The sequence below is a fragment of the Bacillus sp. FSL K6-1005 genome (assembly GCF_038000225.1).
GTDB lineage: Bacteria > Bacillota > Bacilli > Bacillales > Bacillaceae > Bacillus > Bacillus mojavensis.
The window spans coordinates 3,370,618-3,385,940 of record NZ_JBBOBP010000001.1; the positions used below are offsets into that span (position 1 = coordinate 3,370,618).

General features: G+C 42.7%; 11 protein-coding genes and 1 other annotated feature (1 of these 12 running past the window's edge). All 11 genes read right to left on the reverse strand.

What is annotated here, in order from left to right:
• Positions 1 to 175 precede the first annotated feature (175 nt).
• The 11 genes from NST16_RS17415 to rplJ all read right to left on the reverse strand — a co-directional run bounded on the left by NST16_RS17415 (position 176) and on the right by rplJ (position 15,223).
• Positions 176 to 1,117 (reverse strand): alpha/beta fold hydrolase, encoded by a 942-nt coding sequence (locus tag NST16_RS17415; RefSeq protein ID WP_340887753.1) that lies wholly within the window; start codon positions 1,115 to 1,117, stop codon positions 176 to 178.
• A gap of 93 nt (positions 1,118 to 1,210) precedes the next feature.
• Positions 1,211 to 2,401: an elongation factor Tu gene (gene tuf / locus NST16_RS17420; RefSeq protein WP_010332768.1), complete on the reverse strand. Its 1,191-nt coding sequence runs from the start codon at positions 2,399 to 2,401 to the stop codon at positions 1,211 to 1,213.
• A gap of 119 nt (positions 2,402 to 2,520) precedes the next feature.
• Positions 2,521 to 4,599: an elongation factor G gene (gene fusA, locus NST16_RS17425; RefSeq protein ID WP_010332767.1), complete on the reverse strand. Its 2,079-nt coding sequence runs from the start codon at positions 4,597 to 4,599 to the stop codon at positions 2,521 to 2,523.
• Positions 4,600 to 4,651: 52 nt separating this feature from the next.
• Positions 4,652 to 5,122, reverse strand: a complete 471-nt coding sequence (gene rpsG / locus NST16_RS17430; RefSeq protein ID WP_003225784.1) for a 30S ribosomal protein S7 — start codon at positions 5,120 to 5,122, stop codon at positions 4,652 to 4,654.
• Positions 5,123 to 5,163: 41 nt separating this feature from the next.
• Positions 5,164 to 5,580 (reverse strand): 30S ribosomal protein S12, encoded by a 417-nt coding sequence (rpsL, locus tag NST16_RS17435; RefSeq protein WP_003156445.1) that lies wholly within the window; start codon positions 5,578 to 5,580, stop codon positions 5,164 to 5,166.
• A gap of 114 nt (positions 5,581 to 5,694) precedes the next feature.
• Entirely contained in the window at positions 5,695 to 5,943 is a 249-nt protein-coding gene (locus NST16_RS17440; RefSeq protein ID WP_010332766.1) for a 50S ribosomal protein L7ae-like protein, read from the reverse strand.
• A gap of 179 nt (positions 5,944 to 6,122) precedes the next feature.
• A complete protein-coding gene (gene rpoC / locus NST16_RS17445) occupies positions 6,123 to 9,722 on the reverse strand; it encodes a DNA-directed RNA polymerase subunit beta' (protein ID WP_010332765.1) in 3,600 nt (1,199 codons plus the stop codon).
• A 61-nt stretch (positions 9,723 to 9,783) separates the two neighbouring features.
• Entirely contained in the window at positions 9,784 to 13,365 is a 3,582-nt protein-coding gene (gene rpoB, locus NST16_RS17450; protein WP_010332764.1) for a DNA-directed RNA polymerase subunit beta, read from the reverse strand.
• Between the two features lie 245 nt (positions 13,366 to 13,610).
• Positions 13,611 to 14,216 carry a class I SAM-dependent methyltransferase gene (locus NST16_RS17455; protein WP_340887759.1) on the reverse strand — a complete coding sequence of 202 codons (606 nt, stop codon included), beginning with the start codon at positions 14,214 to 14,216 and terminating at the stop codon, positions 13,611 to 13,613.
• A 90-nt stretch (positions 14,217 to 14,306) separates the two neighbouring features.
• A complete protein-coding gene (gene rplL / locus NST16_RS17460) occupies positions 14,307 to 14,678 on the reverse strand; it encodes a 50S ribosomal protein L7/L12 (RefSeq protein ID WP_003156436.1) in 372 nt (123 codons plus the stop codon).
• A 44-nt stretch (positions 14,679 to 14,722) separates the two neighbouring features.
• A complete protein-coding gene (rplJ, locus tag NST16_RS17465; RefSeq protein WP_010332762.1) occupies positions 14,723 to 15,223 on the reverse strand; it encodes a 50S ribosomal protein L10 in 501 nt (166 codons plus the stop codon).
• Between the two features lie 64 nt (positions 15,224 to 15,287).
• Positions 15,288 to 15,323: a sequence feature (ribosomal protein L10 leader region), on the reverse strand; it runs 104 nt beyond the window's last position.

Here is a 15,323-nt window from a genome sequence, read left to right on the forward strand (position 1 = left end):
CGGGTGTGTCAGCAACCTCTCACTTCATCGCAGTCAAAGACCAACATACACCATTATACAGAAAATAGACGTATGTTGCAAGACTTATTTAGAATATGCATGATTTGCACACTTTTAGTATTATACATGTGTTTTTCTTATTTATCAAGAAGCGAGTGAATAAGGGAATTTTCTTCTATTTTAAGTGGTACACTGCGTGTTTACTCAGAGTATTGGCAAATAATGAAGGCTCCTCGATATGCGGCGTGTGGGCGGAGTTTTTAAAATAATGCCAGTGCTTTTCAGGAGCATCAACAAATCGATAATACTGTTTCGATATTTCAGCAGGAACGATCAAATCATGACTGCCTGAAATGAAGAAACACGGTACTTTAATAGAAGAAACTGATTTAAAAGCATCAAAACGATGTAAATCGTCAGATAAATTCTTTGAGCTGAAACGATGTCCTCTGATGAAACGAGAGATGTTTTTTAATCCAAACTCATTGCCAGCAAGCAACTGACACAATACTGTAAGAATGTGTCGGCGATGATGAGTGAATCCTCCCCTGCTCAATTCAATGCAGACTCGAAAGATGAAATGATGAATCTTCTTGTTCCAAGGTGGCGGGCCAAGTAAACCTAAGGTTAATGATAGAAAGCGATTTGTCTTGCATACAGAATGATAGGCCATTTTTTCTTCCAGCTTAGTATTAGTGACCTGACTGATTCCATAGTAAGCGTGAAAAAGATCCGGCCTCTCTTGCAGTACATGAAGAGCCAGCAGCGATCCCCAGGAGTGTCCTGCAAGGTACACTTTTGTTTTTGAAAAATGATCTAAGAGCCATTCAGTAACTTGAATTGTGTCTTTAATGATTTGACTGATTGTCATTGAACTTTGCGGAATCTGTTTAGTATAGGAAAGACCTGAACCCCTTTGATCCCAATTTACAACTGTAAAGTGCTGTTCCAGTTCCCTTTGAAAGTTCCTGATAAATCCGATTTGGGATGCTCCGGGTCCACCATGTAAAAAAAGCAGCAATGGGTTCGATATATCATTTCCATTGATCATGAGCATTTGCTTCGTATTATCGATTCTCAGTTCTTTCATGAAAGAAATTGATGTGTTTTCACTCATAACCCATAGCTCCTCAAATAGAATAAACCTTATTATAAAACAAAAAAGCATAAAAAAAAACGAGACCCAAAGGGCCTCGTTTTCAATATACTATTACTCAGTGATTGTAGAAACAACGCCTGAACCAACAGTACGTCCGCCTTCACGAATAGAGAAACGAGTTCCTTCTTCGATAGCGATTGTAGAGATAAGCTCAACGTTCATTTCAGTGTTATCTCCAGGCATAACCATTTCTACGCCTTCTGGAAGATGGATGATACCAGTTACGTCAGTTGTACGGAAGTAGAACTGAGGACGGTAGTTAGAGAAGAATGGAGTATGACGTCCACCCTCTTCTTTAGAAAGAACGTAAACTTCAGCTTTGAATTTGCTGTGTGGAGTGATTGTACCTGGTTTAGCAAGTACTTGACCACGTTGGATATCTTCACGAGCTACACCGCGAAGAAGGGCTCCAATGTTGTCTCCAGCTTCAGCGTAATCAAGAAGCTTACGGAACATTTCAACACCAGTAACAGTTGTTTTGCTGTTTTCTTCTTGAAGACCGATGATTTCAACTTCGTCACCGACTTTAACTTGTCCGCGTTCTACACGTCCAGTAGCAACTGTTCCACGACCAGTGATTGAGAATACGTCCTCAACTGGCATCATGAATGGTTTTTCAGTGTCACGTTCTGGAGTTGGGATGTACTCATCAACTGCATCCATAAGTTCGAAGATTTTAGCTTCGTACTCAGCATCTCCTTCAAGAGCTTTAAGAGCAGAACCTTTGATAACTGGTACATCATCACCAGGGAAGTCATATTCGCTAAGAAGATCGCGAACTTCCATTTCAACTAGTTCAAGAAGCTCTTCGTCGTCTACCATGTCGCATTTGTTTAAGAATACAACGATGTATGGTACACCAACGTTTTTAGAAAGAAGGATGTGCTCACGAGTTTGTGGCATTGGGCCATCAGCAGCAGATACTACTAGGATAGCTCCGTCCATTTGCGCAGCACCAGTGATCATGTTTTTAACATAGTCAGCGTGTCCTGGGCAGTCAACGTGTGCATAGTGACGAGTTTCAGTTTCATACTCAACGTGTGCAGTAGAGATTGTGATACCGCGCTCACGTTCTTCTGGTGCACCATCAATTTGATCGTACGCCATAGCTGTACCTTTACCAGATTTCTTATGAAGTACTGTTGTGATAGCAGCAGTTAAAGTTGTTTTACCATGGTCAACGTGTCCAATTGTACCGATATTGGCATGTGATTTGGAACGGTCGAATTTTTCTTTAGCCATTCTAAAATCCTCCTTAAGAGCTTTTAATTAGTAATGTATAGAGTGATAGGAAGTGAAAGAAAGCTTTCACTTCCTCATCTTACAATAGTAGTTATACTTGAGTTAAGAGGCAAAATCAATTATTCGCCTTTATTTTTTTTGATAATTTCTTCAGCAATGCTCTTCGGCACTTCTTCGTAGTGATCCATGTGCATAGTGAACGTACCGCGACCTTGCGTGTTAGAACGAAGGGCAGTAGCGTAACCGAACATTTCAGCAAGAGGAACCATCGCACGAACAACTTGCGCGTTACCGCGAGCTTCCATACCTTCTACGCGTCCGCGACGAGAAGTAACATCACCCATGATGTCTCCCATGTATTCTTCAGGAATAACCACTTCTACTTTCATGATTGGTTCAAGAAGAACTGGGTTACATTTGCTGACTGCATTTTTCAATGCCATAGAAGCAGCAACTTTAAACGCCATTTCGTTTGAGTCAACATCATGGTAAGATCCATCAAAAAGTTTTGCTTTAATGTCGATAAGCGGGAATCCAGCTAATACACCATTTTCAAGTGAATCTTCTAGACCTGCTTGAACAGCTGGGATGTATTCACGAGGAACAACCCCACCGACAATCGCATTTTCGAATTCAAAGCCAGCGCCTTCTTCGTTTGGTTCGAATTCAATCCAAACGTGACCGAACTGACCGCGTCCACCAGACTGACGTACGAATTTACCTTCAACTTTTGCACCGGAACGGAATGTTTCACGGTACGCAACTTGAGGAGCACCAACGTTAGCTTCTACTTTGAATTCACGCTTCATACGATCAACAATGATATCAAGGTGAAGCTCACCCATACCAGAGATGATTGTCTGACCAGTTTCCGGGTTTGTTTGAGTACGGAAAGTTGGATCCTCTTCAGCAAGTTTTGCTAAAGCGATACCCATTTTATCTTGGTCGGCTTTTGATTTAGGCTCAATTGCAACGTCGATAACTGGTTCTGGGAATTCCATTGATTCAAGGATAACTAGATCCTTTTCGTCACATAGAGTATCTCCAGTAGAAGTATCTTTTAGACCTACAGCAGCTGCGATATCTCCTGCATATACAGTAGAGATTTCTTCACGGCTGTTGGCGTGCATTTGAAGGATACGTCCAACACGCTCACGTTTGCCTTTAGTTGAGTTTTTCACGTATGAACCAGAATCAAGTGTTCCAGAGTACACACGGAAGAACGTCAGCTTACCAACGTAAGGGTCAGTCATAACTTTGAATGCTAGTGCAGAGAATGGCTCTTCATCAGAAGAATGACGCTCAATCTCTTCATTTGTATCAGGACGTATACCTTTGATTGCAGCAACGTCTGTTGGTGCAGGAAGGTAGTCAAGAACAGCATCAAGTACTAATTGAACACCTTTGTTTTTGAAGGCAGAACCAACAAGAACAGGGTAGAATTCAACATTTAATGTACCTTTACGGATACCTGCTTTTAACTCGTCAATAGTGATTTCTTCACCCTCAAGGTATTTGTCCATAAGCTCTTCATCAAGCTCACATACAGCTTCAATGAGGCTGTTGCGAAGCTCTTCAGCTTGCTCTTTGTACTCTTCAGGGATTTCTTTCGCGTCAGAACGAGTTCCAAGGTCATCTTCGTAGAAATACGCAACGTTTTCTACTAGATCAATGATACCTTCGAAGTTGTCTTCAGCACCGATCGGCAATTGAATTGCATGAGCGTTAGCTTGAAGACGATCTCTTAAAGTTCCTACAGAGTAAAGGAAGTCTGCACCGATTTTGTCCATTTTGTTAACGAAAACGATACGCGGTACTCCGTAAGTTGTTGCTTGACGCCAAACAGTTTCTGTTTGAGGCTCAACGCCAGACTGTGCGTCAAGTACAGCAACAGCACCATCAAGTACACGAAGAGAACGTTCAACTTCAACTGTGAAGTCTACGTGTCCTGGAGTATCGATGATGTTTACGCGGTATCCTTTCCACTGTGCAGTTGTCGCAGCGGAAGTGATTGTGATACCACGCTCTTGTTCCTGCTCCATCCAGTCCATTTGTGAAGCTCCTTCATGAGTTTCACCAATTTTGTGGATACGACCAGTATAGAACAAGATACGTTCTGTAGTAGTCGTTTTACCGGCATCAATGTGAGCCATGATCCCGATATTACGAGTTTTGTCTAAGGAGAACTCTCTTGCCATTGGGTAATTTCTCCTTCCTTATTGGGAAATTGTGTTTTTTAGTATATAAATCCTACCAACGATAGTGAGCAAATGCTTTGTTTGCTTCAGCCATCTTATGAGTATCTTCACGTTTCTTAACAGCAGCACCAGTGTTGTTAGCTGCGTCAAGGATTTCGTTAGCTAAACGCTCTTCCATCGTTTTTTCTCCGCGAAGACGAGCGTAGTTAACTAACCAGCGAAGTCCAAGAGTAGTACGACGTTCAGGACGAACTTCTACAGGAACTTGGTAGTTCGCACCACCTACACGGCGTGCTTTTACTTCAAGTACAGGCATGATGTTTTTCAATGCTTGTTCGAAAACCTCCATTGCATCATTGCCAGTACGTTCTTTAATGATATCGAATGACTTGTATAGGATTGTTTGAGACTTACCTTTTTTACCGTCGATCATCATTTTGTTGATTAGACGAGATACAAGCTTAGAGTTGTAAATCGGATCAGGTAAAACGTCTCTTTTTGCTACAGGACCTTTACGTGGCATCTGAATATCCTCCCTTCTCAAATTATACGTTTATTCGTTTATTATTTTGCTTTAGGACGTTTCGTACCGTATTTAGAACGGCCTTGCGCACGGTTTTCAACTCCAGCAGTGTCAAGCGCACCACGAACGATGTGGTAACGTACCCCTGGTAAGTCTTTTACACGTCCGCCGCGGATAAGTACAACACTGTGCTCTTGCAGGTTGTGACCGATACCAGGAATGTAGGCAGTAACCTCAATTCCGTTAGTTAAACGAACACGAGCATATTTACGAAGTGCTGAGTTCGGTTTTTTCGGTGTCATTGTACCAACACGAGTACATACCCCGCGTTTTTGTGGAGAAGATACATTAGTGTGCTCTTTTTTAAAGCTGTTGTATCCTTTGTTAAGTGCAGGAGACTTTGAGTTTTCTACTTTACTCACGCGTCCTTTGCGAATTAGCTGATTAATTGTAGGCATGTTTTGTTCCTCCCTTCATTACGTTTTATAACCCACATACCCAGGTGGTTCATCAATAGGCAAAAAACAATGTCTTTACACAAGAATAAATCTCACGCAAAAACAAAAAGTACGTTATAACATAATGGCAACAGCTGCTGCTCCTACTTCAATTCCGCAGGCTTTGCCGAGCTTTTTCATGGATTCAACCATTGAGACAGCAATCCCTTGATCTTTCGCTAGTGTTATTACACTTGACGTAAGAATAGGATCTGCGTCTATTGCAACGACTACTTCCTTTACTGAACCTCGTTTTAGAGCTTTCACTGTTTGCTTCGTACCAATAATAATTGATTTGGCCTGTGATACTTTATCATAAGACATAAACATATCCTCCAAAGTAACAGGTTTATTTCGAGCACCTTGGTTATATTATCATTCTAGGAGACGAATGTCAACAAGGTATGACATTTTTTAGTTTCTATCTTCTCATAGAATGATTTTTTTATTTAAATATGACTGCTGAAAGACTGTTTTGCAGTCTTTCAGCAGCATAATATCAGTTATTCAACCGGAACCATGTCCTCAGTCGATTGAACATTTGAAACAGGTTTTGCTTTTCGGTATTTCATCATTCCAGTACCAGCCGGAACAAGCTTACCGATGATAACATTCTCTTTCAGGCCGAGAAGTTCATCACGCTTACCTTTGATCGCTGCGTCTGTAAGGACACGTGTTGTCTCCTGGAAGGAAGCAGCAGATAAGAATGAATCCGTTTCAAGAGAAGCTTTGGTAATACCGAGTAAGACAGGACGGCCTGTAGCAGGACGTTTGCCTTCCAGCAATACCTTTTTGTTCGCTTCAGTAAATTGGTGAATATCAAGTAATGAGCCAGGAAGCACATCAGTATCACCGGCATCAATCACACGTACTTTACGAAGCATTTGGCGAACCATTACTTCTACGTGTTTATCGCCGATTTCAACACCCTGCATACGGTAAACCTTTTGAACCTCATGAAGAAGATACTCTTGAACAGTAGTCAGGTCAGTCACTTTAAGAAGTTCTTTCGGATCGATTGAACCTTCTGTCAGCACTTGGCCGCGAGTAATTTTATCTCCTTCCGCTACTTTTAAGCGGGAGTTATATGGTGCCGTATAAGAGCGTGTTTCAACTGCGCCTTGAACCACAATTTCCTGCTGTTTGTCGCGAACTTCATTGATTTCAACGACTGTACCGTCGATTTCGGTAATTGTTGCCTGACCTTTTGGATTACGCGCTTCGAAAAGCTCTTGGATACGCGGAAGACCTTGTGTGATATCGTCTCCTGCAACCCCGCCTGTATGGAATGTACGCATTGTTAACTGTGTACCAGGCTCACCGATTGATTGGGCAGCGATGATGCCGACTGCTTCACCGACTTCTACATCGGTACCAGTCGCAAGGTTTCGGCCATAGCATCGTTTACATACACCATGAGGCGTATTACATGTGAAGGCAGAACGGATCCACACTTCTTCAATGCCGGCTTCTACGATTTCAATCGCTTTATCCTCATCAATCAGTTCGTTTTCGTTTACAAGCACTTCACCTGTTTCAGGATGTTTCACTTGTTTTCTTGCAAAACGGCCGATTAAGCGTTCTTCTAAGCGCTCAATGATTTCAGTGCCTTCTCTAAGCGGTTGAGCAAGGATGCCTCGGTCAGTTCCACAATCAGTTTCACGGATGATAACATCCTGTGCAACGTCAACAAGACGGCGTGTAAGGTAACCTGAGTCAGCAGTTTTAAGGGCGGTATCGGCAAGACCTTTACGCGCACCGTGAGTGGAGATAAAGTACTCCAATACTGTCAGACCTTCACGGAAACTAGATTTGATTGGTAACTCAATGATACGTCCAGCCGGGTTGGCCATCAGGCCGCGCATTCCGGCAAGCTGAGTAAAGTTAGACGCGTTACCACGGGCACCAGAGTCACTCATCATGTAGATCGGGTTGAGCTCATCAAGTGATTTCATCAGTTTGCCTTGGATAACATCTTTTGCAGAACTCCAGATAGAGATGACTCTCTCATAGCGTTCTTCTTCAGTGATCAGACCGCGGCGGAACTGCTTCATAACGTTATCAACTTTGCCTTGTGCTTCTTCAAGAATTTCTTGTTTATCATCGAGAACGACGATGTCAGAAACCCCAACTGTAATACCAGCTTTTGTTGAATATCTGAAACCTAGGTTTTTCATGCGGTCAAGCATTTTAGACGTTTCCGTAATGTGGAATCGTTTAAAGATTTCCGCGATGATTTTACCCAGAATACCTTTTTTAAACGGTGCATTGATTGGCTGCTGTGCGATGGCAGCTTTTACATCGGCACCTTTTTCTAAGAAGAAACGGTCAGGTGTTTTCTCTTCAATGTTGCTCTTCGTTGGTTCATTCATGTAAGGGAATGATTCTGGAAGAATTTCATTGAAGACCAGTTTACCGACAGTTGTAATTAACAATTTTGAGCGCTGCTCTTCGGTAAATGTCACGTTCTTAAGGGAGTTCGCTGCAACAGCCACTCTCGTATGAAGATGAACATATCCGTTTTGATAAGCAAGAAGCGCTTCATCCGTATTCTTGAAGACCATACCTTCACCGACAGCACCGGCACGCTCTAGAGTCAGGTAATAGTTACCCAGTACCATATCCTGAGACGGTGTTACAACCGGTTTACCATCTTTAGGGTTCAAGATGTTTTGAGCGGCAAGCATCAAGATGCGTGCTTCAGCTTGAGCTTCTGCAGATAATGGTACGTGAACCGCCATTTGGTCACCGTCAAAGTCAGCGTTATAAGCTGTACATACGAGCGGGTGAAGACGGATTGCGCGTCCTTCAACAAGTGTTGGTTCAAACGCTTGGATACCTAATCTGTGAAGCGTAGGGGCACGGTTCAGAAGTACCGGATGCTCCTTGATAACTGATTCTAGTACATCCCATACTTCAGGCTGTACGCGCTCAATTTTACGTTTCGCACTCTTAATGTTGTGAGCAAGACCCTTTTCAACAAGCTCTTTCATAACGAAAGGTTTGAAAAGTTCGAGCGCCATTTCCTTCGGTAATCCGCATTGGTACATTTTCAAATGAGGACCAACGACGATTACAGAACGTCCGGAGTAATCGACACGTTTACCAAGAAGGTTTTGACGGAAACGTCCTTGCTTCCCTTTCAGCATATGAGAAAGAGATTTTAATGGTCTGTTACCAGGACCTGTTACAGGGCGTCCGCGACGGCCGTTGTCAATTAAAGCATCGACAGCCTCTTGAAGCATACGCTTTTCGTTTTGAACGATAATGCTAGGCGCACCAAGGTCTAAAAGGCGTTTCAAACGATTGTTACGGTTGATGACACGACGATAAAGGTCGTTCAAATCAGAAGTCGCAAAACGTCCGCCATCAAGCTGAACCATCGGTCTGAGCTCAGGAGGAATAACAGGAAGCACATCTAGGATCATCCAAGAAGGCTTGTTTCCTGAGTTACGGAAGGCTTCTAACACTTCAAGGCGTTTGATCGCACGAGTACGACGCTGTCCTTGAGATGTTTTCAGCTCTTCTTTTAACATATCAACTTCTTTTACAAGATCGATATCTTGAAGAAGTTTATGAATCGCTTCAGCACCCATAGATGCTTGGAACTTATTGCCGTACTTATCAAGATACGCACGGTATTCCTTTTCAGATAGAAGCTGTTTCTTTTCAAGCGGTGTATTTGCCGGATCAGTTACAACATAAGAAGCAAAGTAAATAACTTCTTCCAATGCACGAGGCGACATATCCAACACAAGACCCATACGGCTTGGAATGCCTTTGAAATACCAAATGTGGGAAACTGGGGCAGCCAGTTCAATGTGCCCCATTCTCTCACGACGGACTTTAGCCCGTGTTACTTCAACTCCGCAGCGGTCACAAACTACGCCTTTATAACGAACTCGCTTGTACTTCCCGCAATGACATTCCCAGTCCTTAGTCGGTCCGAAAATGCGTTCGCAGAATAGACCGTCCTTTTCAGGTTTTAACGTACGATAGTTTATCGTTTCAGGCTTTTTCACTTCACCAAAAGACCATGAACGGATTTTATCCGGTGAAGCAAGACCGATGTTCATATACTCAAAATTGTTCACATCTAGCAAGGGGCCTACCTCCCTTTTTATCTTCGGATTAACCGATGTCACTTGCCTTTATAACTAGAGATTATTCTTTTGTTACTACATCGCGTTCAACGTCTGCAGATGCTGTTTCTTCCGGCTCTTCATCACCTGATAACGCCAGGCCGTCAGCTTGTTTTGCATCTTCTTCGTCTTCTAAATCTCTCATTTCTATTTCTTCTTCATCGCTAGAAAGGATTTTCACATCCATACCTAAACTTTGAAGTTCTTTAATTAATACTTTGAATGATTCCGGAACACCAGGTTCAGGAACGTTGTCGCCTTTAACGATGGCTTCGTATGTTTTCACACGTCCAACCACGTCATCAGACTTAACAGTCAGAATCTCTTGAAGAGTGTACGCTGCACCGTAAGCTTCAAGTGCCCAAACCTCCATCTCACCAAAACGCTGTCCGCCAAATTGAGCTTTACCGCCAAGAGGCTGCTGCGTAACAAGTGAGTAAGGACCTGTAGAGCGTGCATGAAGTTTATCGTCAACCATGTGAGCCAGTTTAATCATGTACATGATACCGACAGATACACGGTTATCAAACGGCTCTCCGGTACGTCCGTCGTAAAGAACAGTTTTAGCGTCACGAGACATTCCGGCTTCTTCAAGTGTTTCCCAAACATCCTCTTCACGCGCTCCGTCAAATACCGGTGACGCAATGTGGATGCCGAGGTAACGAGCGGCCATACCCATGTGAAGCTCTAATACCTGCCCGATGTTCATACGTGATGGTACGCCCAGCGGGTTAAGCATGATATCAATTGGTGTGCCGTCAGGAAGATAAGGCATATCTTCCTCAGGAAGAATCTTAGAGATAACACCTTTGTTACCGTGACGACCGGCCATTTTATCCCCTTCAGAAATTTTACGTTTCTGAACGATATATACGCGCACTAACTGGTTTACACCTGGAGGAAGTTCGTCTCCGTCCTCACGGTTGAAGACTTTAACATCGTGAATAATTCCGCCGCCGCCGTGAGGCACACGAAGAGAAGTATCACGAACCTCGCGGGCTTTTTCACCAAAGATGGCGTGAAGAAGGCGCTCTTCTGCAGTAAGTTCTGTTACACCCTTAGGCGTTACTTTACCAACAAGAAGATCTCCGTCTTTTACTTCTGCCCCGATACGGATAATTCCACGGTCATCAAGATTGCGAAGTGCATCTTCACCGACGTTTGGAATATCGCGAGTGATTTCTTCAGGCCCAAGTTTTGTATCACGTGCTTCTGATTCATATTCTTCAATGTGAATAGATGTATAAACATCATCTTTCACAAGACGTTCACTCATGATGATGGCATCCTCATAGTTGTAGCCATCCCATGTCATAAAGCCGACCATTACGTTACGGCCAAGCGCAAGTTCACCAAGCTCCATAGAAGGACCGTCAGCAAGGATTTCTCCTTTTACCACTTCATCGCCGACACTTACGATCGGACGCTGGTTGTAGCAAGTACCTTGGTTAGAGCGGACAAATTTCAGCAAGCTGTATTTATCCAGATTTCCTTTTACTTTTTGACCGTCTACATCTTCATAACGGCGAACCCAAACGTTTTTCGCTTCTACACGTTCAACGATACCAGGATGTTTACAAATAACAGCGGCACCAGAGTCTTTACCTGATACGTATTCCATACCAGTTCCTACAAATGGCGCTTCCGGCTGCATCAAAGGCACAGCCTGACGCTGCATGTTCGCTCCCATTAGGGCACGGTTCGAGTCATCGTTTTCTAGGAACGGGATACATGCTGTCGCAGCAGAAACTACCTGCTTAGGCGATACATCCATGTAATCAACACGGTTTCTAGGAACAACGGTGTTCTCTCCGCGGAAACGGGCTACAATGCTGTCGTCAACAAACGCACCTTCGTCATCGAGTCGTGCATTTGCCTGAGCGACAACGTAGTTATCTTCTTCATCAGCAGTTAAGTAATCGATTCTTGGCGTCACTTTTCCTGTTTCAGGATCAACGCGGCGATATGGCGTTTCAATAAAGCCAAAACGGTTTACTTTTGCATATGATGATAGTGAGTTGATCAAACCGATGTTCGGTCCCTCAGGCGTTTCAATCGGACACATACGGCCATAGTGGGAGTAGTGAACGTCACGCACTTCCATTCCGGCACGCTCACGTGTTAATCCGCCCGGTCCAAGAGCCGACAGACGGCGCTTATGTGTTAATTCAGCAAGCGGGTTCGTCTGGTCCATGAATTGAGAAAGCTGAGAGCTTCCAAAGAACTCTTTAATGGACGCAATAACAGGACGAATATTGATCAGCTGCTGAGGTGTAATTGTATTCGTATCTTGAATTGACATTCTCTCACGAACCACACGCTCCATACGGCTTAAACCGATACGGAATTGGTTCTGGAGAAGTTCACCTACAGAACGTAAACGGCGGTTTCCAAGATGGTCAATATCATCTGTGTCGCCTACTCCGTGCAGCAAGTTGAAGAAGTAGCTGATAGAAGAAATAATATCAGCAGGTGTAATGTTTTTAATCTCTTCTTCAACGTAAGCATTGCCGATGACATTAATAACCTGTTCTCCTTCTTGATCAGTAGGAGCAAAGATTTTAATGGATTGAAGCGTTACTTCGTCCTCAACAACACCGCCGTTCGGATACAGCTTTCTGAAGCCGATTCCGTTTTCTAAGTATGGCAGTACTTTATCAAGTGTTCTTCTATCAAGAATCTGACCTTTTTCAGCCAGGATTTCTCCTGTTTCAGGATCAACAAGCGTTTCAGCAAGTCTCTGATTAAAGAGGCGATTTTTAATATGAAGCTTTTTATTAATTTTATAGCGTCCTACATTGGCAAGATCGTACCGTTTCGGATCAAAGAAACGAGAATCAAGCAAGCTCTTCGCATTTTCCACTGTAGGCGGCTCTCCAGGACGGAGGCGCTCGTAGATTTCAAGCAGCGCTTTATCGCTGTTTTCTGTGTTATCTTTATCAAGCGTATTTCGCAGGTATTCGTTTTCTCCTACGAGATCAAGAATCTCTTGATCGGAGCCGAAGCCGAGAGCACGCAAAAGAACCGTAACCGGCAACTTACGTGTGCGATCAATGCGTACATAAACAACATCTTTCGCATCAGTTTCGTATTCTAACCATGCGCCACGGTTTGGAATGACAGTTGCGGTAAAACCTTTTTTACCGTTTTTGTCTACTTTACCACTGAAATATACACTTGGAGACCGAACAAGCTGGGAAACGATAACGCGTTCCGCACCGTTTATGATAAAAGTACCTGTATCTGTCATAATAGGGAAATCACCCATGAAGACATCTTGGTCTTTTACCTCTCCAGTTTCTTTGTTAATTAAACGAACCTTCACTCTTAGCGGAGCTGAGTAAGTCACATCACGTTCTTTTGATTCCTCTACTGGATATTTAGGCTCCCCTAAACTGTAATCAATGAACTCAAGAGAGAGGTTACCAGTGAAATCCTCAATTGGCGATATGTCTTGAAACATCTCTCTAAGACCCTCATCAAGAAACCACTGATAAGAAGAGGTTTGAATTTCAATGAGATTTGGTAATTCTAACACTTCGCTAATGCGAGCATAGCTTCTGCGCTGGCGGTGTCGTCCATACTGAACTAGTTGACCTGTCAACTGATTCACCCCTCAAATCATGCGTATTATATGTGTAATAAGCATCTCTTTCAAAGAAAGAAAACACTTTTACAAGACAAAAGAAAAAAGGGTTTCTAATTAAGAAAACCACATCCAAAAACAAATACCGATTTTATTAGCATTTCCATACTTGTATAATTTATACATAGATATTGACATTTCATCATATCAATCTAAATATATACATTGGCATTTTATAATATTAACATAGCCAAAATACCGAGTCAAACTTTTTTTGCTTTTATGATATAATAGCCTTTCTTTTTTTGAACGACAGAAACTTCTTCGAACAGTTCCTCAAGCTTTTCAATGGCAGAAGGCGCACCTTGTTTTTTCTGTATGACGATCCACAATTCACCTGAAGCTTTTAAGTGTTCAGCGCTTTTCTCAAAGATAGCATGGACAACTTTTTTTCCGGCTCGGATTGGGGGATTTGTAAGAATAGAAGCAAATGTTTGAGCAGAGTCTACGTTTGAAAACAAGTCGCTTTGGTAAATCTCAACGTTTGTTATCCCGTTTCGTTCTGCATTTTCATTTGATAACTCTACGGCTCTTTCATTAACATCAATCATGTGGATGGTCCGGTCTTTAAAGTCACTAGCCAGCGATAATCCAATCGGGCCATAGCCGCAGCCTACATCTAAAAAGCTGCCCTCAACTTCAGGCTCTTCAAAAGATTCGACCAGCAGGCGTGAGCCAAAATCGACTTCCTTTTTAGAAAAAACACCGCTGTCGCTGGTAAACGTAAGATCCTTGTTTCGAAGCCTAAAAGACCATGTTTGTTTGTTGCTTTTTACTGAAGGTTTTTCTGAATAATAGTGCTCACTCATTATTAGAACCTCCTTTTTTTCATTACTTAAAGAATGGCAAAGAAAAAGCCCGCCTCATAAAAGCGAGCTTCCCCTACAGGCAATTGAAGATTACTTAACTTCTACAGAAGCGCCAACTTCTTCAAGTTTAGCTTTAAGCTCTTCAGCTTCTTCTTTAGCAATACCTTCTTTAAGAGGTTTTGGAGTGTTGTCAACAAGTTCTTTAGCTTCTTTCAAGCCAAGACCAGTGATTTCACGTACAACTTTGATAACTTTGATTTTTTGTGAACCTGCACCAGCAAGGATAAGGTCAAATTCGCTTTGCTCTTCAGCAGCTCCGCCAGCAGCAGCTCCGCCAGCTACAGCTACAGGAGCAGCAGCAGTTACGCCAAATTCTTCTTCGATTGCTTTTACTAGGTCGTTCAATTCAAGTACAGTTGCTTCTTTAACGGAAGCAATGATTTCTTCGATATTTAAAGCCATTTGTAATTCCTCCATTTTGTTTTGATTTTTAAAAACTGATTAGATTAAGCGCCTTGTTCTTCCTTTTGATCTGCCACAGCTTTTGCAGCAAGAGCAAGGTTACGAACTGGAGCTTGAAGTACGCTAAGCAACATAGAAAGCAAGCCTTCGCGTGATGGAAGTTCAGCAAGAGCTTTCACTTCTTCAACAGTAGAAACTTTACCTTCGATAACGCCAGCTTTGATTTCAAGAGCTTCATGCTGTTTAGCAAACTCGTTAATAACTTTAGCTGGAGCGACAACATCCTCAGTACTGAATGCAATTGCATTCGGTCCAGTTAAGACATCATTCAAACCATCAAGTTCAGCTTGTTCAACCGCACGGCGAGTCATTGTGTTTTTGTAAACTTTGAACTCAACGTTAGCTTCACGAAGCTGTTTACGAAGTTCTGTTACTTCAGAAACGTTAAGTCCGCGGTAATCAACGATGATCGTTGATTTGCTTTCTTTTAATTTAGAAGTAATTTCTTCAACAACAACTTTTTTTGTTTCAATTGCGCTGCTCATGGTTACACCTCCTGTAGATTCTTGTGTAACACTTATACCGTCAGGTGATCACGACTGAGAAACGGATTCCATATAAAAAGCCTCCATGAGACATGGAGGC